We start from the raw sequence: 24,312 nt of genomic DNA, 5'->3' as shown, positions 1-24,312 counted from the left end.
GTTGCCCATGCGTGTGTTGAAGATTGGCCTGGTGCTGATGCTCTGGCTGTTCGCCGTCAGCGCCCGGGCCGAGTTGACGTTCCCGGCGCTGAGCGGGCGGGTGGTGGACGAGGCGCAGATGATCGAGCCCTCGGTGCGCGCCCAGTTGAGCCAGCAGTTGCAGGCTCACGAGCAAGCTACGGGCGAGCAACTGGTGGTGGTCACGGTGCCTGATCTGCAGGGCACCACCATCGAGGATTACGGCGTGCAACTGGGCCGGCACTGGGGCATCGGCCAGAAAGACAAGAACAACGGCGCGCTGCTGATCGTCGCCCGTGATGAGCGCAAGCTGCGCATTGAAGTCGGTTACGGGCTGGAAGATCGGCTGACCGATGCGCAGACCTCGGTGATCATCCATCAAGTGATCACCCCGGCATTCAAGACCGGCAATTTCAGCAAGGGCATCAGTGACGGCGTGGCGGCGATGCTGGTGGTGCTCGGCGGCAACCCGCTGGACGAGCCCTCGACGGTGTACGAGTCGAGCGGCGATCCGCAAAGCGATTTTGTCTCGCGCCATCCGCTGTTGTTTGTTTTTCTGGTGGTGTTGTTCATCCTGACCGTGTTTGTCTGCCAGATGCTCGGTATCCTTCCCGCCGGCCGTGGCGGCTCCGGAGGCGGGGGCGGTTTCGGCGGTGGTGGATTTGGCGGCGGCGGTGGAGGCGGGGGCTTCAGCGGCGGCGGGGGCAGTTTCGGCGGCGGTGGTTCGTCCGGCGGCTGGTGAACACACAACAATAATGATCAGGCACTTTTCGACATGGCATTACTGAGCGAACACGAACAACGCAAAGTCGCCGAGGCGATCGCCCGGGTCGAGCGCGACACCGACGCCGAACTGGTGACCGTGCTGGCGGCCCGCGCCGATGACTACGCGTACATCCCGTTGCTGTGGGCCAGCCTGTTGGCGCTGCTGGTGCCGGGCATCGTCCATTACCTGACCGGCTGGCTGACCATGCACAGCCTGTTGCTGGTGCAGTGGGGGCTGTTCATTGTCCTGTGCCTGCTGTTTCGTCTGCCGCAAGTCACCACCCATCTGATCCCGCGCCGTGTGCGCCACTGGCGCGCATCGAACCTGGCGCGGCGCCAGTTCCTCGAACAGAATCTGCACCACACCGTGGGTAGCACCGGCATGCTGATCTTTGTCTGCGAGGCCGAACGCTACGTGGAGATTCTGGTAGACGAGGGAATTTCCCGGCGGCTGGACAACAAGAGCTGGGACGCGATTGTCGCCGCGTTCACCGAGCAAGTGCGGCAGGGGCGCACGCTTGAGGGGTTCGTGACCTGCATCGAGGCCTGTGGGGAGTTGCTCAAGGTGCATGTGCCGGTGACGCAGGTGAGGAATGAATTGCCCAATCGGTTGGTGGTGCTGGCCTAGAAGCCCCTCACCCCAGCCCTCTCCCGGAGGGAGAGGGAGCCGGCCGAGATGTCTTGCGCTCGACATCGGCCTGAGAAACCGAGTCGATTATGGATTCAAAGGCACTCTTTCAAGTCGGTGAACCTCTTCAATATCCCCCAATCAGTCCCCTCTCCCTCCGGGAGAGGGTTAGGGTGAGGGCGCTTTTAAAGCCGTTGGGTAAATAAGAACGTGTCCCCAACCCCCATCCCCCCTAAAATACCCGCCATTCCCGTTTCGCCCCGCCCGAGGCCGCTTGTTCATGTCTGTTACCGCCCCATCCGCGCCGTCTGCCAAACCCGCGCCAGACCACCACGCCCAGTTCATCGAGCTGCTGCAAACCAGCCTCGAACACAACGGCTTCATCAAACTGGTGCTGGCCAAGTACGTGGGTGAAGAGGCGGATCTGCAGCGGATCATCATCAAAGCGGTGACGGTCAAGGCACAGCCAAACCTGTCGTTTGTCTATCGCTACAAGACCCGCGACATCACCAAGAACCTGCCGCTGAGTGAAGGCGTGGCGGTGATTGCCGAGCTGTTGCCGGCGGCGTTCAAGAATGCGCATTTGCTGACCGTGACCGACGAGGCCCAGCTCGAATACAGCAAAAAGGGCAAGCCTTCGCTGTTCAAGAGCAAACCTCAGCAATTGCGCGAGGCGCCGTCCGCCGAGCACAACCGCGAGAAAAACCGCTTTCTGGACCTGAGCCGGCCGTTCCTCAAGGACCTGGGCGTGACCAACGCGCAACACGAGCTGATCCCGGCGATGTCGCGCAAGTGGAAGCAGATCAACAAGTTCATCGAAGTCTTCAGCCACGCGCTGACCTCGTCACCGCTGGCGCTGGACAAACCGGTGCGGGTTGCTGATTTCGGTTCGGGCAAGGGCTACCTGACGTTCGCGATTCACGATTACCTGCGCAACACGCTCAAGGCCGAAGGCGAAGTCACTGGCGTCGAGTTGCGTGACGAGATGGTCAACCTGTGCAACGCCGCTGCGGCGAAACTGCAGCACCCGGGGCTGGTGTTCAAGTGCGGTGACGTGCGCAGCGTGGCGCCGAGCGAACTGGACGTGATGATCGCCCTGCATGCCTGCGACATCGCCACCGACTACGCGATCCACACCGGTATCCGTTCCGGCGCGTCGATCATCATGTGCTCGCCGTGCTGCCACAAACAGATCCGCCTGCAGATCCAGAGCCCGGCGCTGCTCAAGCCGATGCTGCAATACGGTCTGCACCTGGGACAACAGGCGGAAATGGTCACCGACAGCCTGCGTGCACTGTTCCTCGAAGCCTGCGGATACGAGACCAAAGTGTTCGAGTTCATCTCGCTGGAACACACCAACAAGAACAAGATGATTCTCGCGGTGAAACGCGCCGAGCCGGTGGACCCGGCTCAGTTGCTGGTGAAGATTGCTGAGTTGAAGGCGTTCTACAACATCAGCGAGCACTGCCTGGAAACCCTGCTGCGCGCCGACGGTTACCTGGCCTGACCTTGACCTTGTGGGAGCGAGCCTGCTCGCGAAGGCGGACTGCCAGCCAAGGATGCTGCTGGCTGTTATGGCCCCTTCGCGAGCAGGCTCGCTCCCACATGGGGTTTGATGGCGGTCTTGCGCCCGAGCATCACCGTTGCGATGACCCCGCAGGCAAACACCCAGGTGATCGGCTCGACATGTTCGCCAAAGAACAGCGCCGAAAACGCGATGGTGAAGAAGATCTGCAGCAACTGGATCTGACTGACCCGCGCGATCCCGCCCATCGCCAGCCCGGCGTACCAGGCGAAGAAGCCGAGAAACTGCGAAAACAGCGCCACGTAGCCAAAGGCCCACCAGGTCTTGGCCGACACCGCGCCCTGATGTTGCAGCGCCAGGTACAACACTGGCCCGATCAGCAGCGGCGTCGACAGCACCAGCGCCCAGCAGATCACCTGCCAGCCGCCCATTTCCTTGGCCAACCGGCCACCCTCGGCATACCCCAGACCGCCCACGGCAATCGCGCCGAGCATCAGCAAGTCACCGGCCTGAATGCTGCCGGCACCGGTGTAAAGCGCATAACCGAGCACCAGCGCACTGCCCAGTGCGGCGCAGGCCCAGAAGGCTTTTGACGGACGCTCGTGGGACAGCCAGGCGGCATACAGCGCCACGCACAGCGGCTGCAAACCGTTGACCAGTGCGCCATGGGACGCCGGCAAGGTCTGCATGGCCCACGCCGACAGCACCGGAAAGCCCAGAATCACCCCGGCGATCACCAGGCTCAGGCCTTTGATTTGCTGCCAGCTCGGCCACTTCTCGCGCCGCCATAACAACAGCGCCGCCGCCGGAATCGCCGCGAACAGCGCCCGGCCGAGGCCGTTGAGCAGCGGATGCAGTTCCTGCACCACGATCCGGGTGAAGGGCAGGGTCAGGCTGAAAATCACAACCCCGAGCAGGCCGAGGGCCATGCCGGTGTTTTCGCGCGAGGACATGTGAGTGACCAGAATTGAAGGTGACAGGGAGGTGGCTTCATCTAGCCATAAACCGGGCAGGTCGGGCTGTTACAGCTAGGCACAGAGTTATCCATACAGTTGGAATAAGTCCTGTGGCGAGGGAGCTTGCTCCCGCTCGCCTGCGCAGCAGGCGCCAAACCTGAATGCATTCTTTACTCACGGAAAGCGAGGGGACGCTTCGCGCCCCAGCGGGAGCAAGCTCCCTCGCCACAAAGGCGGGGAGGCGTAGTAGCCGGTTGTTACCCGCCCGAACGGATAAGGTCTACCTTGAATACTCCTGCAAGCCCTTTCCCAGAGGAGTCCTCCCCATGGCCGCGAAAAAAATCCTGATGCTGGTCGGCGATTACGTCGAAGACTACGAAGTGATGGTGCCGTTCCAGGCCCTGCAAATGGTCGGTCACACCGTGCACGCCGTGTGCCCGGACAAGCCATCCGGTAGCACCGTGCGCACCGCGATCCATGACTTTGAAGGCGACCAGACCTACAGCGAAAAACCGGGGCACCTGTTCGCCCTCAACTTCGACTTTGCCAAGGTCGCCGAGGCCGATTACGACGCGCTGCTGATTCCCGGCGGTCGTGCGCCGGAATACCTGCGCCTGAATGAAAAGGTGCTGGCGCTGGTAAGAGCATTCGACAAGGCTGGCAAGCCGATTGCCGCTGTGTGCCACGGCGCACAGTTGCTCGCGGCGGCGGGTGTTCTGGAAGGTCGCGAATGCAGCGCCTATCCGGCCTGTGCGCCGGAAGTACGCCTGGCCGGTGGCACGTTCATCGATATCCCGGTGACCGACGGCCACGTTCAGGGCAATCTGGCGACTGCTCCGGCGTGGCCGGCGCACCCGAACTGGCTGTCCGGATTCCTCGGCCTGCTTGGCACCCAAATCACCCTGTAACGAGGATGCGCCGATGTGCGAGCTCTACGTCAAGGCCGACCCGATTCTCTACGAATCCCGCTCGCGCTCGCTGCGCATCTGCGGCGTGGTGACGACATTGCGTCTGGAAAACCAGTTCTGGGACATCCTCAGCGAAATCGCCGAAGTCGATGGCATGACCACTAACCAGTTGATCGCCAAGCTGTATGAAGAAGTGATGGATTATCGCGGGGAGGTGGTGAATTTTGCCTCGTTCCTGCGGGTGAGCTGCACGCGGTATCTGAGTCAGCGGCGGGTGACGGAGCCGCAGTTGTCGGTGGTGCGAGCAGTTGTGAAATAGCCCACTGCGGGTCGACCCCTTCGCGAGCAAGCCCGCTCCCACAGTGGAGACTGTGCTCTGTGGAGATCCACTGTGGGAGCGGGCTTGCTCGCGAAGAGGCCGTCACAGGCGACAGAAATCCTGGGCTGGTCTTTACTCACTGGCGCGAAACCTCTCAACCGCCAAGGAGAATCGAGCATGTCCGGATGGTACGAAGTGAGCAAAAGCAGCAACGGCCAGTTCAGGTTTGTACTGAAGGCCGCCAACGCCGAAACCATTCTCGCCAGCGAGCTCTACACCACTCGCGCGGCAGTCGACAACGGCATTGCTTCGGTGCAGACCAACAGCCCGCTGGATGAACGCTACGAGAAGAAATCGACGAAGGATGGCCACCCATACTTCAACCTCAAGGCCGCCAACCATCAGATCATCGGCAGCAGCGAGTCGTACTCCACGGACGCCGCGTGCGCCAAAGGCATCGCCAGCGTCAAGGCCAACGGGCCGAGCAAAGTGATCAAGGACAAGACGTTGCCGGTGCTTTGAAATAACTCCACGACTCAGTCGCCAAAACAATGGCGACTGAATTCTGGCTATGTGCCACTACATCGCTTATCCTTCGCGACCAATCCATGGAAGGGGCGGCGGTCAATACTCTTTCGTGTGTTTTTCAATGTTTACGCGAGAGTTTTTCCTTTGATGATTCGCTTTTTCGCTGTTCTGACGGCGCTGCTCGGCCTGAGTGGTTGCTACAGCATGTCACCCACCCACATTGACGATGAACTCAAGCCAACCGCCGATTCCGGCGTGGCTTATGTGGTAGGTGTGGTCGGCATCTGGCCCAAGACGAGGTTTTCGGCGAAGGAACAAATGCTGATGATCCGTAAGCGTGGAAGCGATGATTTCGCCACTGCACGCCTGCACAACGAGTTTTACGCCCGAACCGAGCGAGATGTACGCGAGACCGATCACGGCATCGGCACGTTGTTTGTGATGCCGCTCAAACCCGGTCGTTACGAGATCTATAACGTGCGTTTCGATCATGGGCAGTCGGTGACGTGGAGCCGTGAAGACTTCACCATCGGCATGCAACTCGAGGCGGGCAAGGCTTATTACATCGGCGATTTTCGCGCCGGGTGCCTGATCGGTCTCCAGCTGTCATGCCTGTTCCTGCACAGCGATCATCTTGAACGTGATGCGGCGCTGGTTCGTGCCAAATACCCGCAAGTACCGGGATTGCAGCGTCTGGACATGCCGAATCTGGACACCGCCACGCCGTTCATTCGCGAAGAAAACGGCCCCAGCGCCTCTGTCTATAAAGCCATGCTGTCAGGAAAACTCTAATGCGCCTCAAGCTTCTGTTTCTGGGATTGCTCATGTTGCTGGGGGGGTGTCAGGCGACCCACAGCCTCAAGGCCCCCGACGTCGACTACAGCCAGCAACTGCCGGCGATCAGCGTCAATGTGCTCGGTCTGCCGAGCTGGATGTTGCGAGACGAACTGCGTCGGCGCGGCACTTTCGACGAAGTTCGCGCCGGTCGAAGCGAGGATGGCTACAACGTTCTGGTAGTCGCCAACAGCGATGTCGGCGCGCTTCAGCCTCAGTTGTTCCTGAGTGCCTTCACACTGTTCCTGGTACCGGTACCGGTGAGCTTCGACAGCACAGTGGTGTTCAGTCTCAGCCATGGCAAGGAGATACTGGGTGTCTATGCCGTGCACAATCACACTGAATCCTGGCGGGGCGCCTTCAACGCCTCGGGCGGGCAGTTCGAACATGTGCGCTTGATCGCTGACACGTTCATTGCGCAGGTCCTGAAGGATCAGCCCTTCCACCGCGAAGCGATGAAGCACGCCGCCAGTCTTTGACCGACAGGCAGGAAAAATCCCGCCCGGAGTGTTCCGGGCGGGATTTTTTTCATCAGCGCAAAACGTCGAGCAGCGCTGTGAGGTGATGTCTGCCGGTGTCACTCAACGGGAACACTGGCAACCGGGGATCGCCGACCTCCAGCCCCGTCTCGCGCAATCCAGCCTTGATCGTCGCCGGCAAGCCGCCCTTGAGGATGAAATCCAGCAGCGGCAACTGGCGGTAGAACACCTCACGTGCCCGCTCCAGATCGCCGGCCAGCGATGCCGCGTACAGATCCAGATTCAGTTGCGGGATCAGGTTCGGCGCGGCGGTGCACCAACCTTTGGCGCCGGCGGCAAACGCTTCCAGCGCCAGCGGATTGCAGCCGTTGTAGAACGGCACCTGGCCTTCACCGAGCAATTGCAGTTTGTGCATGCGCTGAATGTCGCCGGTGCTCTCCTTGACCATGGTCACGTTTTCCACGGCATTGACGATGCGCAGAATCAGCTCGACCGACATGTCGGTGCCGCTGGTAGCCGGGTTGTTGTAGAGCATGATCGGCACGCCGATGTTGTCGCCGATGGCGCGGTAGTGGGCGAGGATTTCCGCCTCGTTGAGCTTCCAGTACGAGGCCGGCAGCACCATCACCACGTCGGCGCCATGCGCTTCGGCGAAGCGCGCGCGGCGCACGGCTTTGGCGGTGGTCAGGTCGGACACGCTGACGATGGTCGGCACCCGTTTGGCCACGTGTTTGATGCTGAACTCGGCGACCTGATCCCACTCGGCGTCGCTCAGGTAGGCGCCTTCGCCGGTGCTGCCCAGCGGGGCGATGGCGTGGACGCCGCTGTCGATCAGACGATCGATCGATTGGCCGAGGGCGGGCAGATCCAGGCCTTCGCCCTTGGCGCCGAACGGGGTGATGGTGTAGCCGATGATGCCGTGAATGTTGGACATGCGGTGTCTCCTTGAAAAGCTGAAATCAGTTCAGGCAATCGGCGTGCTGGCGCAGGTTCTGCCGGGCGTAGTAGTTGAAAGCGGCGGCGTGGCGCTTGGGTTTCGACACCCAGTCATGGGCCTCGCGTCCCAGTTGCGGGATGATCGGCTTGATCGTGCCAGCGGCCATTGCCAGCAACTGAAGTCTGGCGGCGCGCTCGATCAGTTGGGCGATGACACACGCTTCTTCGATCGTATTGCCGGTCGACAGCTGGCCGTGGTGCGACAGCAGAATTGCACGCTTGTCGCCCAGTGCACCGGCAATCAGTTCGCCCTCTTCGTTACCCACCGGCACGCCCGGCCAGCCTTCGAGAAACGCACAGTCCTCGTACAACGGGCACAGGTCCATGTGGGAAATCTGCAGCGGCACTTCCAGCATCGACAGTGCGGCAATGTGCGTCGGATGGGTGTGGATGATGCAGTTCACGTCTGGCCGGGCGCGGTAGACCCAGCTGTGGAAACGGTTGGCCGGGTTGGCCATGCCGTGGCCTTCGAGCACTTCCAGGTCTTCGTTGACCAGCAGCAGATTGCTCGCGGTGATTTCATCGAAACCCAGGCCCAGTTGCTGAGTGTAATAGGTCCCCGGTTGCGGGCCACGGGCGGTGATCTGTCCGGCCAGACCGGAGTCATGACCGCTCTCGAACAGGATCCGGCAGGTCAGCGCCAGCTTTTGCCGGTCAGTCCACGTATTATCCGCCAGGGTGTTTTGCATCTGGGTCAGCGCTTGCTTGACCAGTTGCGCTTTGGGTAGTGCTAATGTCTTGGCCATGTCTGTGTCCTTTGGGTGATTGCAAATGACACGAAAGAGCCTATATGACACAAGGTGTCATAAGCAAGCATGAATCGTCGTTTCCTTGATGGAATAACTGCTGCGCATGTCTATCCGTTTGAAATTATTGAGAAAAAAACTTGGGGTAACGCTTGAGGCGCTGGCCGAAAAATCCGGTATGACCAAGAGTTATCTGTCGAAAGTCGAGCGCGGGTTGAACACCCCGTCGATTGCGGCCGCGCTGAAACTGGCGAAGGCGCTGAACGTGAAGGTCGAGGAATTGTTCTCCGAAGACAACGTCAGCCTCGACAGCTACAGCCTGGTGCGCAGCCACGAGCGCCAGTCACTGGCGGCCAACGATCAGAGCCCGGGGTATGCGGTGCTGGCGCATCAGGTCAGCGAGCGCAACCTGCTGCCGTTCATCATCTACCCGCCGAGCGAGTTCACCGACAAGACCTTCAAGGAGCACTTGGGCGAAGAGTTTCTGTTCGTCCACGAAGGGCAGGTGGAAGTGGATTTCATGAACGAGCGAGTGCTGCTGGAGCGCGGCGATGCGCTACATTTCAATGCGCAGAAACCGCATCGGATCAGATCGGTGGGCGAGGTGCAGGCGCAGTTGCTGGTGGTGGTGCACAGCAGCGAAGAATGAGTTGGCCCCAAAAGCTTCGCGAGCAAGCTCGCTCCCACAGTAGTTCGCGTTCCAATGTGGGAGCGGGCTTGCTCGCGAAAGCGTCACTCCGGTTTACATCAAACCTCGACGGGCACTGACAACTTCGGATTGCCCAACGCATGCGTCTTCGCATCAAAAAACCGCAACTCAACCCCGGTCCCATCGAACACCTTCGCGTAATGCCGCTTCTGGTGCTGAATGAACGCCGCACTGCGCGGATAGATCGAGATGGCCACGCTCGCCGGTTTCGCCAGGCGCAGCGCCCTCAAGATGTGAGCATCCTGCTCGCCCAGCGCATGCCCGAAGATGCACAGGTTCTGCGCGTGGCCCAATAACTGCTCATAGCAGAACGACAGATAATCCGAGCTGCGAATGGTCTTCAGCTTGTCCGCACTCGGCCCTTCGTTGACGAACAGCGGCACGTCGTCGAGGGTCTTGATCGTGTTGTTGATCGCGAAACTGCCGAGCAGGGTGCCTTCGGTCGAAGTCAGTTTGCGGGCGGTGCCGTCCTGATTGCGCACCAGGTGCAGACCACCGTGCAGATACAGCAGACGCGGTTTGACGCTGGCGCTTTCGCTCAGATCAAAACTGGCGTCGGGGCCGTTGAACAGGTCGTCGATCGCCTCGCTGCGGTGCTGGATCGCCCAGTAGCTGAGCAGATCGTAATTGGTGGTGAACACCGTGCGATAACGCGCCAGTTCTTCGTTGAGCGTCGCCAGGGTCGAGGCCTGCACCAGTCGCCATGGAATGTGCACCGCATGCACGGTGTTGATCAGCGCTTCCTTGATCGCGTAGTAGCGATTGCGCGGTGCGGCCGAGCTGACCGCCAGCGCCTTGTTGACCCGGCTGGTGGTTTTCAGCGCACCGAGCACCTGCTCGAAGCTGCGCGTCTGCATCGCATCGAACACGCTCAGCTCCGACGGACTCAGTGGTTTCTCTTCCACGGTGCGCGCGTTTTCGAACAGCGAGTCGTAGCCGAAATCGTCCCACACCGCGCGGCTGGCGCCATTGCCCACCAGCAGACCGTTGAAGTCGGCGGTGGCGCGCAGGGCGCTCCAGTCTTCGAGGGTGGCATCGACTTGCAGAAAATCGGTCATTGCGTGGGCAGTCTCAAAACAAAGGGCAGATGGGCGGCGACTTTATCACGAGCGGGCATTGAGCCAGATCAACATCGGTGGTGACCGATCGGTCGATCCTGTGCACATCCGCCGTATCGGAGCAGTCGATTCGGCCCCAGTCAGGAGACGCGCATGAGCAGCACTTTTTTCATTCCAGCCGTAAACATCATGGGCAACGGATGCCTCGACGAGGCCATGCTTGCGATCCGCAACTACGGTTTTCGCAAGGCGCTGGTCGTCACCGACGCGGGGCTGGCCAAGGCTGGCGTGGCGGCCATGGTCGCCGAGAAACTGGCGATGCAGGACATCGACTCGGTGATCTTCGACGGTGCCAAACCGAACCCGAGTATCGCCAACGTCGAGGCCGGACTGGCGCTGCTCAAGGACAGTCGCTGCGATTTCGTGGTGTCGCTCGGCGGCGGTTCGCCCCATGACTGCGCCAAGGGCATCGCCCTGTGTGCGACCAACGGTGGGCAGATCCGCGACTACGAAGGCGTCGATCAATCGAGCAAGCCGCAGTTGCCGCTGATCGCCATCAACACCACCGCCGGCACTGCCAGCGAGATGACCCGTTTCTGCATCATCACCGACGAATCGCGCCACGTGAAAATGGCCATCGTCGACCGCAACGTCACGCCGCTGCTGTCGGTCAACGACCCGGCGCTGATGGTCGCCATGCCGAAAAGCCTGACCGCCGCCACCGGCATGGACGCGCTGACCCACGCCATCGAGGCCTACGTTTCGACTGCCGCCAACCCGATCACCGACGCCTGCGCACTGAAGGCCATGACCCTGATCAGCAACAACCTGCGCCTGGCCGTGCGTGACGGCAGCGACCTCGCGGCGCGCGAGAACATGGCCTACGCGCAGTTCCTCGCCGGCATGGCGTTCAACAACGCATCCCTAGGTTACGTGCACGCGATGGCCCACCAGTTGGGTGGTTTCTACGACTTGCCCCATGGTGTGTGCAACGCCGTGTTGCTGCCGCACGTGCAGACCTTCAACGCGTTGATCTGTGCCGAACGCCTGACTGACGTCGCCCACGCCATGGGCGCGGACATTCGTGGGTTCAGTCCGGAAGAGGGCGCCCAGGCGGCGATCAACGCGATCCGTTGTTTGGCCAGGGACGTCGAGATTCCGGGTGGCCTGCGTGAACTCGGCGCCAAGCTCAGCGACATCCCGGTGCTCGCCAGCAACGCGCTGAAAGATGCATGCGGCCTGACCAATCCACGGGCGGCGGATCAGCGGCAGATCGAGGAGATTTTCCGTAACGCGTTTTGAGATGCGCCGTTCTGATATTTTTTAGCTGAGCTCAATGGCCCCTTCGCGAGCAAGCCCGCTCCCACAGTTGAAATGCGATCAACTGTGGGAGCGGGCTTGCTCGCGAAGACGTACTCGTCAACACCACAAAACCATGCGTTTTCACATCAGCCAACCGCCGCCACATTCCTCTCGAAAACACCGCCAAACTGAATCAACACCACCCCGCCAATCAGCAGCAACGCGCCCAAAACCCGCGACATCGTCAGCTGTTTCTCCACCAATCCAAACAGCCCGAAGTGATCGAGCAGCATCGAAGCAATCACTTGCCCGGCCAACGCCAGCGCAACAAACCCGGACGCGCCGAGTTTGGGCAGCAACATCACCGCCAGCGCCACAAAGCACACGCCGAACGCACCGCCAGCCCACATCCACAACGGCGCCTTGCTGATAAACCCCAGCGACGGCAGCGGCAGGCGCAACGCCAGAATCACCGGCAACAGCACCAGCACACTCACCAGCAACGAGGCCAAGGTCGCCCACAGCGGATGTCCCAGTCCTCGCGCCAGATTGCTGTTGATCGCACTCTGAAACGGCACCACCGCCCCGGCAAACGCGGCCAGCAGCGACAAACCGACCCACTGCAACGTACTCATGATCATTCTCCAACAGGTTTTGCTGGACTCTAGAGTATTCGTCGCGCAGATTTAAATTCCGTTTTGTCATCCAGAACATGCACAAGATGAATGATCTGCGCCGTATCGATCTCAATCTGCTGGTGGTTCTCGACGCCTTGCTCAGCGAGCAACATGTCACCCGCGCCGCCGAGCGGCTGCACCTCAGCCAACCGGCAGTCAGCCATGCGCTGGCGCGTCTGCGCGACTTGCTTGGCGATCCGCTGCTGGTGCGCGCCGGTTCGACCCTGGTGCCCACGGCGCGGGCGCTGGAACTGGTCGCACCGCTGGCCGAAGCACTGGCTCAGGTGCAGTCGCTGCTGGCGCCGAACACTTTCGATCCGGCCACTGCGCGGCGGACCTTTCGTGTGGCGATGTCCGACTACGGCGCGGCCATCATCCTGCCCGATCTGATCCGCACCTTGCGCCGCGAGGCACCGGGCATCGACCTGCAAATCAGTCACGCCAGTCGCGAAGGCATGCTCGAAGGTGTGCTCAACGGCGACATTGATCTGGCCGCCGGGGTGTTCCCGGAAATGCCCAACGAATTGCGCAGCACGCTGCTGTTCGAAGAGCGCTACGTCTGTTTGCTGGATCGCCGCAGCCTGCCGGCCGAGGGGCTTCTGGATTTGCCGACCTACCTGTCGCGCCCGCATGTGTTGCTGGAAATGCGCGGCAGTGGCACCCCGGAAATCGAACGGGCGCTGACCTCATTGCGCGAACGCCGCCGCGTCGCCATCAGCCTGCCGCACTGGAACGTCGCGCCACAGTTGATCAGCGGTACGGATTTGATTCTCACGGTGTCGTCACGCAGCGTGCGCGAGATTGATCAACAGGAATTGATTGTGCTGCCGCCACCGTTCGAGATCGCGCCGTTCACGTTTGTGCTGGCGTGGCATAAGCGCCGGGGTGGGGATCAGGCGTTGAACTGGTTGAATCGCAGGATTGAGGAGGGGATAGTGCGCGGCTGAAAACCATATCAAGGAGTGGGATGTGACAGTGAAGTCTGGATGGGTCGGGTGGGTGGCCCTGAGTGGGTGGTTGATGGCAGGGCAGGTGTTCGCCGAGTGCACGCCAACACCGATGGCAGGAGAACTGGATCTTTCTGTCTGCAAGGAGTGGCCTGCATATCCAGGATTAACCATCAACGCCACTGCGCAGTTTAAGCGCGGATCCCCATCTGATGACGCTGAAGCACTGAGTACCTACGATCTCGACTTGTCCGTTCTGGACACTGCTCAATCGAAGCCCATTGCGACTTATTACAAAGCGGCTGCATTCGTATTGGATGGCGTCAGTTTGCGAGAAATAACACTCGATACGGCTCGCTACACACTTACTACCGATCTTCGTGCCTTTGGCGTACGTGCGTTATCCACTAACGGGTCCCGGATCAATCCGATGGAAGAAAATCTGCTTTCGCTCTACGCGAAAGAGGGCGAAAAATTGCGCCCGGTATTGGATAAGTTAGTGGTTTATCAGTATGGCGGCGAGTGGGATGGTGACTGCGAAGGCGAGCGATATGAGATTTCAAGAACGATAGAAATCGCTAAAACGAGCTCCCACGGCTATGCAGATCTGATTGTCAAAACCTTGGAGAAAGACACAACAAGTGTGGGTACGGGAGCCGCGTGTAAAACGAAAACCACTGACAACAAACCCGTTTTGACAACATTGCACTACGACGGAAAATCCTACGTTTTGCCAAACGGTTTCCAAGGCCTATAACCCGCCAGCCCAACACGACACTTATCAAGGAAGAACCATGCTCAACCCCACCAGACTCCTGATCGCCCTCGGTTTCCTGGCCATCACCACCCACACCCACGCCGCATGCACCACCAAGAGTTTCGACGGCAAATCCATGTCGCGCTGCAACGTCTGGCCGGCGTTTCCGAGTCAGGCGATTTCGGTCAAGTCCACCTATCTGGCCGATTCTGGCGGCGACGATGCCGGGGCGTTCGATCTGGATCTGGCGCTGCTCAATGCGAGCAATGCCAAACCCATCGCCACCTACCGTAAACCGGGCGCCTACAACTCTGATGCCGTGCAGTTGGACGATGTGCGCATCGACACTGCGCGCTACCGACTGACGCCGGATATCCGCGCTTTTGGGCTGCGAGCCAAGTTCGTCCACAGTTCCCATGCCATTCCCTATGAGAAAACCGATCTGGCGCTGTATGTTCGCGAGGGGGACGAGTTACGTCCGGTGCTTGAAGGCCTGGTGGTCTTCAAGAACAACGGTGAGTTCGTGAATGACTGCGAGGGCTACAGCAAAAAAATCCGCCGGACGCTCGAGATCGCTCCAACGAGCCACAATGGTTTCGCCGATCTGATCGTCACCACCAGCGGCAGTAAAATGAAAAACACCAAGTCCGGCAATCAGTGCGTATCGAACACCACCGAGCTGAAGAAAAAGCAGATCACCCTGACGTACGATGGTCAGCAGTACAACGTTCCTGAAGACCTCAGAGGTTATTGACCCCATGCTCACCGGCCTCAACCACCTGACCCTCGCCGTCAGTGATTTGCCCCGCAGCCTGGCGTTCTACCGCGATGTGCTGAGTCTGCGCGTCGAAGCCACATGGGACGCCGGTGCCTACCTGTCGCTGCCGGGGCTGTGGTTGTGTCTGTCGCTGGAGGCGCAGCGCACCACCGAGCCGTCCGTCGACTACACCCATTACGCGTTCAGCCTCGCCGAGACAGATTTTCCGTTGTTTGTGCAGACGCTAAAAGCGGCGAATGTGAGGGAATGGCGCGACAACCGCAGTGAAGGCGCGTCGTTCTACTTTCTCGACCCTGATGGCCACAAGCTCGAGGCTCACGTCGGCGATCTCGCGTCGCGACTGGCAGCCTGTCGGCACAAACCGTACGCGGGCATGCGTTTTTACGACGCGTCGTGATCTGGCGTTGCGGGCTGATATAGACTGGCCATCATTTGTACTGGCGCCAGCAGGTTTTTCATGACTCCATCGCTGCTAATGGCCGTTCTGGCCTCGGGTTTCATTTACGGCATCACGCCTGGGCCGGGCGTGCTGGCCGTGTTCGGCATTGGCGCGGCGCATGGGCGGCGGGCCGGGGCGGGGTTTCTCTGCGGGCACCTGCTCGGTGATGTGGTGTGGTGCAGTACCGCGCTGATCGCCATCGTCGGTGCCCGCGAAATCGGCAGCACCGCGTTCGATGTGCTGGGTGTGCTCAGCGGTTTGTACCTGTTCTGGCTCGGCTGGCGCGCAGTGCGGGCCAAACGGCGCAGCGATGATCAGCCCCAGGGCGCAGCGCGTCAGCCGTTCTGGCACGGCATCCTGTTTGGCCTGACCAATCCCAAGGCGTATCCGGTGGCTGTGGCGACGTTTACCGCGCTGCTGTCGAGCCGTGCCGAACTGCTCAACTGGTCGATGCTGCCGGCGCTGATCGCCCTGAGTTTCCTCGGCGGTTTGCTGGCCTACGCTATTCTGATCGGCGTGGTCGGCGCCCGACGGGTGCGCACGCTGTATCAGCGCCACGAGCTGATGATCACGCGTTTGTGTGGCGTGATGTTCATCGGTTTTGCCATAAACGCACTGGTGCACGCACTACCGGGATTGCTGCCGAACAAGGCTTGAAGTTGTGTGCAGGGATGCGTGAACAAAGGGTCAGGGATGGTTGAACAGTGCTGCATTGTCCGGACACCCACGCTGAACCATGGAAAGCCGAAATTCCGCGCCGCTGGCGAGTTATATGGACCTGTTGCTCGATGCCGTCTGTGCGGTGGACACGCAGGGCCGTTTCGTTTTTGTCAGCGCCGCCTGCGAGCGCATTTTCGGCTATACGCCTGACGAGTTGATCGGTCGGCCGATGATCGAACTGGTGCATCCTGCAGACCGCCAGCGCACCCTCGCCGCCGCCCGCGACATCATGGGCGGCGAACCCAAACACAATTTTGAAAACCGTTACGTGCGCAAGGATGGCCGCATCGTCAACATCCTCTGGTCGGCGCGCTGGTCGCAGGTCGATCAACTGCGCATCGCCGTGGCCCGCGACATCACTGAGCGCAAGCAGGCCGAGTCACGTCAGGCGGCGTTGTATGCGATTTCCGAAGCGGCGCATGTCGCCGAAGACTTGCTGGCGCTGTTCAAGCGCATTCACCTGATCATCGGCGAGTGGTTGCCGGCGCTGAATTTCTCCGTGGCGCTGTACGACGAGCACTGTGCGCAGCTGAATTTTCCCTATCACGTCGACGATCACGAATTGCAGCCCGAGCAACCGGGCACCGTCACCGGGCGCCTGTGTGCGGAGGTTATCCGCAGCGGTCAGCCGATTCTGCTGACGCCGGACAGTCCCGACGCCCCACCCGACTTCGCGGCGCTGGTGGCGGGGCAGGATTCACCGTGCTGGCTCGGTGTGCCGCTGAATTCGAAGAACGGCACCATCGGTGCGCTGATCGTCAAAAGCCTGCCGGGTGGCGAGCGTTACACCGAACAGGACAAGGAACTGCTGCAATACGTCTGCGCCCAGGTCGCGACCGCGATCGAGCGTCAGCAACTGCACGCGCGGCTCAAGCGCATGGCGCAGTACGATCAATTGACTCAGTTGCCCAATCGAGGATTGCTCAAAGACCGCCTCAAGGCTGCGCTGGCCGGTGCCCGCGAAGCGTCGGGAAACATGGCGCTGCTGTACGTCGATCTGGATCACTTCAAGCAGGTCAACGACACCTTTGGCCATGCGGTCGGCGACATGCTGCTACAAACGGTGGCGAGTCGGCTCAAGGGCTGCGTACGCGATACCGATACCGTGGCGCGCATTGGTGGCGACGAATTCGTGGTGCTGTTGCACAGTGTTCATGCCGCTGAAGACGCCGACAGCGTGGCCGGAAAAATCCGACAGGTGCTGATGCAGCCCATGCGCCTGGACGGTCACAACCTGTGCATCGAGCCGAGCATCGGCGTGGCCCGTTATCCCGAACATGGCCGCGAAGAGCAACAACTGTTCCGGCACGCCGACCAGGCGATGTACGCCGCCAAACGCCTCAATCATCGGGTAGTGGATAGCTGAAACAGTGCACGCCGTTCGTCGCGGCGCGGGCAACTTTTCTAAACCTTTATCGGTCCGGCAATTCTCAATCTAGGCGGGCACCTGCTCGCCAACGATCAACACCAAGAGGAAGAGAATCATGCCTAATTCAAGAAACTCGAACTCGGGAAACTTCGCCAACGATCGAACCAAGGCCTCTGAAGCCGGTCGCAAAGGTGGGAAAACCACCACCACGACAGTCGACAAAGAGCCTGCGAAAACCGAAATGGGCCGCAAGCCAGCTCAGAAGTCGAAGTAGTCGGTGAGGTAGTTTTGATTGAGAGGCGGGGGCGCAAGCCCCCGCTTGAATTTGCAGAGATAGGAGGGCGCGACCATGAGCCGGATGGCCACCCAGATACGTCGTTTCAGTTTTGCCACGCTGTTGGGCTTGTTCGCTGGCAGTGCATTCGCCCAGTCGCCTGCCGACTTCATCAACGATGCGTCCGCCAAAGGCATGGCCGACATCGAAGCCAGTCGTCTGGCGCACCAGAAATCCGACTCCAAAGAGGTCAAGGATTACACCATCGTCGTGATCAATGACCGCACCACGGCCAACCAGCATCTGGCAAAGATCGCGAAAAAGCTCGACCTGCCCGTCGCACCTCGTGAAGAAATTGCCGACAAGGCCAAAACCATGATCCCGCAGGTGAAAGACGGTGAAACCTTCGATCAGGCCTACGCCGCAAGCCAGGTGAAAGCGACCGAAGAAGCTATTCAGCAGATCCAGCAGGAAGCGCAGTCAACCGACGTTCCGGAAATCAAGGCATTTGCCGACGAGACGTTGCCAAAACTGCAAAACCATCTGGAAATGGCGCGAGCGCTGCAAGCCAGCCGCTGATCCCGCTTACAAGTCAAAAGATCGCCGCCTGCGGCAGCTCCTGCACCATTCCATGCAGGAGCTGCCGAAGGCTGCGATCTTTTGCTTTTTTAACTTTACTCAGCAGTCATTCAAATCCTGCTTCGGCTTGCTCTTCTCCCCCAGCCCATCGAGATTGAACACCTCGCTTTCCCCCAAGCTACGGTAATGCTTGCGCAGCGCCTCCAATTGTTTGAGGTCCAGCGATTCCAAGCCAAGCATCGCGTTTTGCGCTTCCTTGTTTACCCGCAACAACTCATCGAGCTTCAGATGCAGGATGTCGGTATCGCGGTTCTGCGTGTTCTGGATCAGGAACACCATCAGAAAGGTGATGATGGTAGTCGAGGTGTTGATGATCAGTTGCCAGGTGTCGTTGAAATGAAAAATCGGCCCACTCAGCCCCCACAGAAAAATCAGGATCAACGCGCCCATGAAGGTTTTTGGGCTACCGGCCCAAAGGGCCAGGGTCTGGGATATTTTTGCGAATTTCATTGCGGTGTTCCTTATTGGGAGACGCTAGAAATTCAGACAGTGAGGGCGTTGCGAAAATTCTGTTTTTCGTTGCCTGTCCATGAAAAACCGGTCTTGCGACCGGCTCATACATGAGTAGGCTCAGGACGTCAGTTCGACTCCCACCTGCCACTGAAAGTACCCCGCCACTTCACATTGCTGATTGACCAGCATGAACATTAATCCGCACTGGGCAGTGCCAGGTGTTTTCGGGGTGCAGGCCCAAAAATGATCGTCTGCCTTGCGGCTGCCCGGCACGGCGGGGGATTCGGGGTTGGGCGCGGGGACGGTAAGGCCGGTGTGGATTTCCAGTTTGGGTACAGTAAGAACGCTGCTGTCATCGACGGTCATGCGACAGGCCACCACGCTGTGCTCGGCGATCAGGCTGACGCTTCTGACGCGAAAGTGAACATCACGGTCCATCACGACTAAGACTTTGGTAGCACTGTCATTTGTAACAATTTCTTTTGAGTTATTACCCGTGGCGAAAAAGATAAATCCATCGGCAATGTCTGTAGGGTTGGCAGGATCCTGGCTGGGTGTTGGATAGTGCGCAAGCAGAGATTCGGCATCGACGATCAGCAATACATTCTGCGCGCTGTCGACGGTGGAAGAGGGGGAGGTGATCGGTTCGGAAGTCATCATGGATTCCTTTCATGACGTCGCTAAACACTGGCGGCCGCATCGGTCAAGGCAAGACATCCTGATTCCGCCGGGCTGCATCGGATCGGTGGAGCCCCTCGTTGCCAAGGGGCTCGTTACAGGGTCAGTTGTGGATGGAGATGAACGGGTCCCACGAGCAGCAGCCGATGATCTGGCAGTTGCGGTCGACGATCAGGAAGTGGAAGTGATAGGTCACGCGGCCGCAATCCAGGGTCTCGGATGACCAGTAATGGTTGTCGACTTTCTGGCAGCTCGGCACAGATGGATTTTCCCGGTTTGGCACTGCAACGCACGCCGTGGCCTTGCGCGGTGAGGGTGGGGAGATCAGGTCGGCCCCCGCGTTGCCGATGAACTTGTAGAAAATTACCGCTTGTTCGAAGCTCTGCGACAGGCTGGTTTCACGCCAGCGGATCAGGTCGCCGACTTGCGCCTTGAGGTCCAGTTCACCACCGGCCTGGCCACTGACGACATTGTCCTGGTTGGTGACCATATACACATGATGCCAGTCGATCAGCGTGGGATTCTTCGGATCCTTGCTGATGTTTGGATACTTTTTCAAAATGGTTTCGGTGTCGATGGAAACCAGAATATCCGTAACTCGAGACATGGTGAGGCTCCTTTTTCATAGTGAGCGTCGGACTGCAATCCAGGCACGACGACGCTTGCTTGCCGTATGGCTTTTGCGAGCACACTACTGGGGGAACCCATCGGTCATGAGAGACGCGCAGGCCGTGCTCCTTGCACGAAATCAGATGAGTCGGGTTCCTTCCGACTGCCGCAAATTGACTATAGGTTTGATTTTTTAGCTGTCAAAAATGCGTGTTAATGGTTCGACGGACGGTCGTTGATTGCATAAGAATCGCCCAATTGGCGATAAGCAGCCCGCCCGCTGACATCGTTTGCAATCAGTCGCTCTGGAACTGCTCGCATGGCTGCCTGTATTGTGACGAACCGCTGAAGTGTCCCGACAGGAGAACGCAATGAGTTGGTCCGCCAGACAATACGTCGCTTTCGAAGATGAACGCACCCGCCCGGCCCGTGATCTGCTGGCGGCGATCCCCACGGTTCAGGCGCGATCGGTGGTCGATATCGGTTGCGGCCCGGGTAACTCCACCGAGCTGCTGGTGCCGCGTTTTGAGCAGGCCCAGGTCAGGGGCCTCGACAGTTCGCCGGACATGGTCAACGCCGCGCGCAAGCGCCTGCCGCAGTTGCAGTTCGAGGTCGCAGAAATCGATAGTTGGGCGGATCAAGGCCCGTTCGATGTGATTTTCGCCAACGCGGTATTGCAGTGGGTACCGGATCACGCGACGTTGCTGCCGGCGCTGGTGGGTAAGCTGTCGGACGGTGGCAGTCTGGCGATCCAGATGCCGGACAACCTCAACGAACCTTCCCATCGACTGATGCGCGAAGTTGCCGCCAACGGCCCGTGGTCCGCGAAACTGGCAGGCGCCGCCGGACAGCGCACCGACATGGCCAGCGCCAGCGAGTACTTCTCGATGTTGCGTCCGCACTGCTCGCGGGTCGATGTGTGGCGCACCACCTATCACCATCAGTTGTCCGGTGGAGCGGCGGGGATCGTGGAGTGGTTCAAGGGCAGTGGCTTGATTCCGTTTCTGAGCCCGCTGAGCGAAGAGGAGCGGACGCAGTATCTGCAACAGTATCTGGCGGCCGTTGCCGAGGCGTATCCCGCGTTGCCTGATGGTTCGGTGCTGTTGCCGTTTCCACGGCTATTTATCGTCGCGACTCGCTAAAGGCAAACAACAATTCTGTGGCGAGGGAGCTTGCTCCCGCTGGACTGCGAAGCAGGCCCAAGGTCTTCGGGGCACTTCGCGCCCCAGCGGGAGCAAGCTCCCTCGCCACAATGCATGTTTCGCCAGTTAGCGCTGTACCGCCACCAACATCATCATCGGCCGCTCCCGCTCTTCAGCCAGCGCCGGTTGCGCCGCCACCTCCGCATCGCTCGGCCCCCATTCGTTGACATGGCGAATGGCAAAACCCGCCGCAATCAACGAATTCAACAGCGTGCCCATCGTGCGGTGCTGCTTGATCACCCCTTCGGCCAGCCAGTTGGTCACCCGTTCGCCTTCCATCTGATAACTGTCCAGCGGCCAGCGCTTGCGACCGTCGCTGTCGATCAACCAGCCCGGATTGCGCGGGGCCATGAAGATCGGGTGTTCGATGGAGAACACAAAATGCGAACCCGGTTTCAACGCTGCGTACAGATGAGCGAACAGCCCTGGCAGATCTTTGATGTAATGCAGCGCCAGTGAACTGTAGGCGAGATCGAAACTGCACGCTGGGAGATCGAGATGCTCAAGATCGGCGCGTTCATAGCGGATGTTCGCCGCCGCAGTGGTTTCGCGCGCGCGCTCCAGCATCTTTTCCGAGACATCCAGCCCCAGCACATGGGCGGCGCCATGTTCACTGGCCCAACGGCTGAACCAGCCATAGCCGCAGCCGAGGTCGACCACATTAAGATCATGCATCGACGGCAACAACGCTTTGAGCGCCGGCCATTCCGGCGCGGCATCGAGGCCGCCGATCGAGCGGTTCATCTGGCTGTAGCCCTGAAAAAATTCCGGGTCGTCGTAAATGTTTTGCGTCATGAGTGAGTGGCTCTTTTGAGTTCGGTCATCAGCGGCACAGTGGCCGCGCCATGGAGTCCCTCGAAAGTCAAAACGCGTATTCGTCGATGGCCGCGCAGGGGGAGGGTGGTGGGTGAAGTGGGAATCCTACTGGGTCGTGGGGACGGTGAGAACCGTGGGTGTGTTGTGGATCTGTAATGTCGGAAAAATCTTCAGGGTTTCAAAAAATGTGATTTGCAAGGATATGCAGTCATCGCAACAGCTTGATGTTGTGATCAATTCGGCTTTGAATGGTACGCAGGGTTTCCTGAGTGATCACGCCAGGATAAAGATCATTTGCCACAGTCGAGAATTGGCTGGATACGTCGCAAAAGCGCTCAATGATAACTCCTGCCTCATAGGCACCCACCTCCGCTTCTTCTGCCAGTCCAAGCATGGCCTTTCGGTCGATTTCCAGCGCTTCGCCCATCACATCCATCTGGTGATACCCACCCGGCCCCTCGCAAAAGGTCACATCGTAGGCCGGGGCTAATTTCCAATCGCCAGCTCGCGACATGGTGTAGGCAAAGTTCTTGGGATGATCATCCCGGTTGTGGAACGCAACGTTGAAAACAGCACGCTCGAACGCCCGTGCTTTTTCACGTACATCATTGGTACATCTTTGGGTGGCGCGCAGGAAGTTGACATAGTCCAATGCTCCCGGAGAGCGAAAATCTGCACCGGTAAAGGCTGCGAGGCTTTGCATGGGGACGCGTAGTCCGTCTTGTCGATCAAACCGTCTGCTGGCGAAGGCAGCCATTCCATCTGACAGACTGAAGTACTGCGTATCCGGCGTTTGAATGCCGCAGAGGCGCAAGCAAGCGGCATAAACCATTTCGATGGCGCACACTTCGGGATGTTCGTGTTGGGCAGGGAATTTCACCAGCCATGCTTCAAAACCTGGAGTGGCAGCTGTGGTGAACGTCCCGGTGTCGGGGGCGCGATAGACCAGAGCCTTGGGTCTGGCACCTTGCGGAGAGCCTCCAACCAGCAGCAACTTATGAAGAAGCTCGCCCCCTTCACCTTTCAGCACTTGCCGCACTTCGGCTGCAAGTAACTCAATGGGAACATGCATTTGTGGTTCTAGTACGTCAGGTGCCACAGGCTTGAACGACATGGCACCCATGGCATTGTTGCCGATGTAGGCCAGTCGCTCCAAAGGTCCGATGCGTGCGGGATTCAGGCCGCGACGTTTGAATAGACGATCCATCAGCAGCATGCCCCAGCCGTCGGGCAGCGAGTCATAGACGGGGCCTGGCAATCCCAACTGATGTGGCGGGAAATCCCGACTTAATTTGGCGCCTTGCAAAGGAAGTTTCAGGGACGAAAGTTCGAGTCCTCTTTTTTTCGCTTCGTCGCTGTACTCAAACACCACCAGCGGACGGCCGGTCAGCGCTGCGGTGGAAGCCAGTGTGCCCCACCGCCAATGTTCACCCCAGCCCTCGTAGTAGACGTCTACTTTCTCAAGCATTGTCGGATTTCCTTTTGATGCGGTAACGCTTGGCACTGTTTTCGTAGCGCAGGATGTCGTCCAGAGTTTCAAGCTTTGGCAAGAACAGGTTTTCGAGTTCCTTACTGCGCCCAAGTACCATGGCAACACGTACCAGATTTTCGAAGCCCACATTACGCCCGGCTTCAAGATTGGATACCGTGTTGGTTCCGATGCCGGCACGTGCGGCCACGTCCGCTTGTGTCATTTCCAGAGCGAGTCGATCAGTGCGTAGACGTTCACAGATCCGCTTGACGATCTCACTTGGCTTGCTAAGGCTTAAATCCAACATAATGGGTCTTACACCTCAAAAGCTACTTTAAAGCCGGTAATTCTGGATTTATCCAGGAACTTGTCATCCATGCACTATTCCTGATTATTGTGGCTTATCTTTTGAAAATCGCAATAACCCACAGAAAAATGGAATTATCCAAATTTGGGTTGAGGAGAGGTTCGAGTCAGGAGAATCATCATTCATGGTGTGTTCCCACAAATCCCGGACACAAAAAAACCGGCCCTGTAGGCCGGTTTTTCTGTTTCTGCATCCCCCGTCATAACCTCGACGTGAGACCCGATTGAGTGGAGCGGGTAGAGGGAATCGAACCCTCAACTAAAGCTTGGGAAGCTTTCGTTTTGCCACTAAACTATACCCGCTCAGAGCGGCTGACTTTGTACCAGAGTCGGGCGCGGATTTGAA

Annotated in this window: 30 protein-coding genes and 1 tRNA gene; 19 read left to right on the top strand and 12 right to left on the bottom strand. The window is 59.3% G+C overall.

Annotated elements, in window-relative coordinates:
• The first annotated feature begins 7 nt into the window (after positions 1 to 7).
• From AC27VU_RS09985 to AC27VU_RS09975, 3 genes are all read left to right on the top strand, one after another.
• The gene (locus AC27VU_RS09985) at positions 8 to 760 is read left to right on the top strand and encodes a TPM domain-containing protein (RefSeq protein WP_103485672.1); all 753 of its coding nucleotides are present in this window, start codon (positions 8 to 10) and stop codon (positions 758 to 760) included.
• A 33-nt stretch (positions 761 to 793) separates the two neighbouring features.
• Complete coding sequence (locus AC27VU_RS09980; protein WP_003222459.1) at positions 794 to 1,411, top strand: TPM domain-containing protein; 618 nt, start codon at positions 794 to 796, stop codon at positions 1,409 to 1,411.
• 280 nt (positions 1,412 to 1,691) lie between these two features.
• Positions 1,692 to 2,918, top strand: coding sequence for a class I SAM-dependent methyltransferase (locus AC27VU_RS09975; RefSeq protein WP_488723955.1), 1,227 nt, complete (start codon positions 1,692 to 1,694; stop codon positions 2,916 to 2,918).
• Between the two features lie 65 nt (positions 2,919 to 2,983).
• Here AC27VU_RS09975 and AC27VU_RS09970 read toward each other — a convergent pair whose 3' ends face one another.
• Positions 2,984 to 3,889: a DMT family transporter gene (locus tag AC27VU_RS09970; RefSeq protein ID WP_086792057.1), complete on the bottom strand. Its 906-nt coding sequence runs from the start codon at positions 3,887 to 3,889 to the stop codon at positions 2,984 to 2,986.
• A 329-nt stretch (positions 3,890 to 4,218) separates the two neighbouring features.
• Here AC27VU_RS09970 and AC27VU_RS09965 point away from each other — a divergent pair, with 329 nt between their 5' ends.
• The 5 genes from AC27VU_RS09965 to AC27VU_RS09945 all read left to right on the top strand — a co-directional run bounded on the left by AC27VU_RS09965 (position 4,219) and on the right by AC27VU_RS09945 (position 6,960).
• Positions 4,219 to 4,800 carry a DJ-1/PfpI family protein gene (locus AC27VU_RS09965; RefSeq protein WP_103485675.1) on the top strand — a complete coding sequence of 194 codons (582 nt, stop codon included), beginning with the start codon at positions 4,219 to 4,221 and terminating at the stop codon, positions 4,798 to 4,800.
• A 13-nt stretch (positions 4,801 to 4,813) separates the two neighbouring features.
• On the top strand, positions 4,814 to 5,119 hold the full coding sequence (locus AC27VU_RS09960; protein WP_003222468.1) for a ribbon-helix-helix domain-containing protein: 306 nt from the start codon (positions 4,814 to 4,816) through the stop codon (positions 5,117 to 5,119).
• Between the two features lie 177 nt (positions 5,120 to 5,296).
• Positions 5,297 to 5,641, top strand: coding sequence for a YegP family protein (locus AC27VU_RS09955; RefSeq protein WP_338801014.1), 345 nt, complete (start codon positions 5,297 to 5,299; stop codon positions 5,639 to 5,641).
• 153 nt (positions 5,642 to 5,794) lie between these two features.
• On the top strand, positions 5,795 to 6,439 hold the full coding sequence (locus tag AC27VU_RS09950; RefSeq protein ID WP_098967624.1) for a hypothetical protein: 645 nt from the start codon (positions 5,795 to 5,797) through the stop codon (positions 6,437 to 6,439).
• Positions 6,439 to 6,960, top strand: a complete 522-nt coding sequence (locus AC27VU_RS09945; protein ID WP_488723954.1) for a hypothetical protein — start codon at positions 6,439 to 6,441, stop codon at positions 6,958 to 6,960. Before AC27VU_RS09950 ends, AC27VU_RS09945 begins: the two co-directional genes overlap by 1 nt.
• A gap of 52 nt (positions 6,961 to 7,012) precedes the next feature.
• Here the strand turns inward: AC27VU_RS09945 and AC27VU_RS09940 are convergent, their stop codons facing one another.
• Positions 7,013 to 7,894 (bottom strand): dihydrodipicolinate synthase family protein, encoded by an 882-nt coding sequence (locus AC27VU_RS09940; RefSeq protein WP_488723953.1) that lies wholly within the window; start codon positions 7,892 to 7,894, stop codon positions 7,013 to 7,015.
• Between the two features lie 25 nt (positions 7,895 to 7,919).
• Positions 7,920 to 8,702 (bottom strand): aldolase, encoded by a 783-nt coding sequence (locus AC27VU_RS09935; RefSeq protein WP_400496123.1) that lies wholly within the window; start codon positions 8,700 to 8,702, stop codon positions 7,920 to 7,922.
• Between the two features lie 106 nt (positions 8,703 to 8,808).
• On the opposite strand from AC27VU_RS09935, the gene AC27VU_RS09930 reads away from it, so the two are divergent.
• Positions 8,809 to 9,351: a helix-turn-helix domain-containing protein gene (locus AC27VU_RS09930; protein ID WP_003222480.1), complete on the top strand. Its 543-nt coding sequence runs from the start codon at positions 8,809 to 8,811 to the stop codon at positions 9,349 to 9,351.
• A 98-nt stretch (positions 9,352 to 9,449) separates the two neighbouring features.
• Here the strand turns inward: AC27VU_RS09930 and AC27VU_RS09925 are convergent, their stop codons facing one another.
• Positions 9,450 to 10,469: a DUF4917 family protein gene (locus AC27VU_RS09925; protein WP_488723952.1), complete on the bottom strand. Its 1,020-nt coding sequence runs from the start codon at positions 10,467 to 10,469 to the stop codon at positions 9,450 to 9,452.
• A 153-nt stretch (positions 10,470 to 10,622) separates the two neighbouring features.
• Between AC27VU_RS09925 and yiaY the strand changes: the two genes are divergently transcribed.
• Positions 10,623 to 11,771 carry an L-threonine dehydrogenase gene (yiaY, locus tag AC27VU_RS09920; protein WP_488723951.1) on the top strand — a complete coding sequence of 383 codons (1,149 nt, stop codon included), beginning with the start codon at positions 10,623 to 10,625 and terminating at the stop codon, positions 11,769 to 11,771.
• 146 nt (positions 11,772 to 11,917) lie between these two features.
• Here the strand turns inward: yiaY and AC27VU_RS09915 are convergent, their stop codons facing one another.
• Positions 11,918 to 12,406, bottom strand: coding sequence for a DMT family transporter (locus AC27VU_RS09915; protein WP_488723950.1), 489 nt, complete (start codon positions 12,404 to 12,406; stop codon positions 11,918 to 11,920).
• Between the two features lie 77 nt (positions 12,407 to 12,483).
• Here AC27VU_RS09915 and AC27VU_RS09910 point away from each other — a divergent pair, with 77 nt between their 5' ends.
• The 8 genes from AC27VU_RS09910 (at position 12,484) to AC27VU_RS09875 (ending at position 18,311) form a co-directional block, all read left to right on the top strand.
• Entirely contained in the window at positions 12,484 to 13,395 is a 912-nt protein-coding gene (locus AC27VU_RS09910; RefSeq protein WP_198286793.1) for a LysR family transcriptional regulator, read from the top strand.
• 22 nt (positions 13,396 to 13,417) lie between these two features.
• Complete coding sequence (locus AC27VU_RS09905) at positions 13,418 to 14,152, top strand: PA3715 family protein (RefSeq protein ID WP_488723949.1); 735 nt, start codon at positions 13,418 to 13,420, stop codon at positions 14,150 to 14,152.
• Positions 14,153 to 14,189: 37 nt separating this feature from the next.
• A complete protein-coding gene (locus AC27VU_RS09900) occupies positions 14,190 to 14,906 on the top strand; it encodes a PA3715 family protein (protein ID WP_488723948.1) in 717 nt (238 codons plus the stop codon).
• 4 nt (positions 14,907 to 14,910) lie between these two features.
• Entirely contained in the window at positions 14,911 to 15,327 is a 417-nt protein-coding gene (gene fos, locus AC27VU_RS09895; protein WP_488723947.1) for a fosfomycin resistance glutathione transferase, read from the top strand.
• Positions 15,328 to 15,387: 60 nt separating this feature from the next.
• Entirely contained in the window at positions 15,388 to 16,026 is a 639-nt protein-coding gene (locus AC27VU_RS09890) for a LysE family translocator (RefSeq protein WP_103485687.1), read from the top strand.
• A 79-nt stretch (positions 16,027 to 16,105) separates the two neighbouring features.
• Complete coding sequence (locus AC27VU_RS09885; protein ID WP_201135585.1) at positions 16,106 to 17,455, top strand: sensor domain-containing protein; 1,350 nt, start codon at positions 16,106 to 16,108, stop codon at positions 17,453 to 17,455.
• Positions 17,456 to 17,573: 118 nt separating this feature from the next.
• Entirely contained in the window at positions 17,574 to 17,732 is a 159-nt protein-coding gene (locus AC27VU_RS09880) for a KGG domain-containing protein (protein WP_003222499.1), read from the top strand.
• 75 nt (positions 17,733 to 17,807) lie between these two features.
• The gene (locus AC27VU_RS09875) at positions 17,808 to 18,311 is read left to right on the top strand and encodes a DUF4142 domain-containing protein (protein WP_003222501.1); all 504 of its coding nucleotides are present in this window, start codon (positions 17,808 to 17,810) and stop codon (positions 18,309 to 18,311) included.
• Between the two features lie 99 nt (positions 18,312 to 18,410).
• Here AC27VU_RS09875 and AC27VU_RS09870 read toward each other — a convergent pair whose 3' ends face one another.
• The 3 genes from AC27VU_RS09870 to AC27VU_RS09860 form a co-directional block, all read right to left on the bottom strand.
• The gene (locus tag AC27VU_RS09870) at positions 18,411 to 18,821 is read right to left on the bottom strand and encodes a low affinity iron permease family protein (RefSeq protein WP_003222503.1); all 411 of its coding nucleotides are present in this window, start codon (positions 18,819 to 18,821) and stop codon (positions 18,411 to 18,413) included.
• A gap of 120 nt (positions 18,822 to 18,941) precedes the next feature.
• Positions 18,942 to 19,481 (bottom strand): AidA/PixA family protein, encoded by a 540-nt coding sequence (locus tag AC27VU_RS09865; RefSeq protein ID WP_488723946.1) that lies wholly within the window; start codon positions 19,479 to 19,481, stop codon positions 18,942 to 18,944.
• Between the two features lie 124 nt (positions 19,482 to 19,605).
• The gene (locus AC27VU_RS09860) at positions 19,606 to 20,109 is read right to left on the bottom strand and encodes an inclusion body family protein (protein WP_008076892.1); all 504 of its coding nucleotides are present in this window, start codon (positions 20,107 to 20,109) and stop codon (positions 19,606 to 19,608) included.
• 373 nt (positions 20,110 to 20,482) lie between these two features.
• Between AC27VU_RS09860 and tam the strand changes: the two genes are divergently transcribed.
• Positions 20,483 to 21,253 (top strand): trans-aconitate 2-methyltransferase, encoded by a 771-nt coding sequence (tam, locus tag AC27VU_RS09855; RefSeq protein ID WP_262141252.1) that lies wholly within the window; start codon positions 20,483 to 20,485, stop codon positions 21,251 to 21,253.
• 126 nt (positions 21,254 to 21,379) lie between these two features.
• Here tam and AC27VU_RS09850 read toward each other — a convergent pair whose 3' ends face one another.
• The 4 genes from AC27VU_RS09850 to AC27VU_RS09835 all read right to left on the bottom strand — a co-directional run bounded on the left by AC27VU_RS09850 (position 21,380) and on the right by AC27VU_RS09835 (position 24,269).
• A complete protein-coding gene (locus AC27VU_RS09850) occupies positions 21,380 to 22,108 on the bottom strand; it encodes a class I SAM-dependent methyltransferase (protein ID WP_103485691.1) in 729 nt (242 codons plus the stop codon).
• Between the two features lie 229 nt (positions 22,109 to 22,337).
• On the bottom strand, positions 22,338 to 23,597 hold the full coding sequence (locus tag AC27VU_RS09845) for a type II toxin-antitoxin system HipA family toxin (protein WP_262141221.1): 1,260 nt from the start codon (positions 23,595 to 23,597) through the stop codon (positions 22,338 to 22,340).
• Complete coding sequence (locus tag AC27VU_RS09840; protein WP_003222513.1) at positions 23,590 to 23,907, bottom strand: helix-turn-helix domain-containing protein; 318 nt, start codon at positions 23,905 to 23,907, stop codon at positions 23,590 to 23,592. Before AC27VU_RS09840 ends, AC27VU_RS09845 begins: the two co-directional genes overlap by 8 nt.
• 288 nt (positions 23,908 to 24,195) lie before the next feature.
• Positions 24,196 to 24,269, bottom strand: a tRNA-Gly gene (locus AC27VU_RS09835).
• Positions 24,270 to 24,312 lie beyond the last annotated feature (43 nt).

Source organism: Pseudomonas sp. 14P5.3.2, from assembly GCF_057799175.1.
The sequence above is the reverse complement of the archived record's forward strand: the minus strand, read 5'-3'. Positions and strand labels throughout refer to the sequence as shown.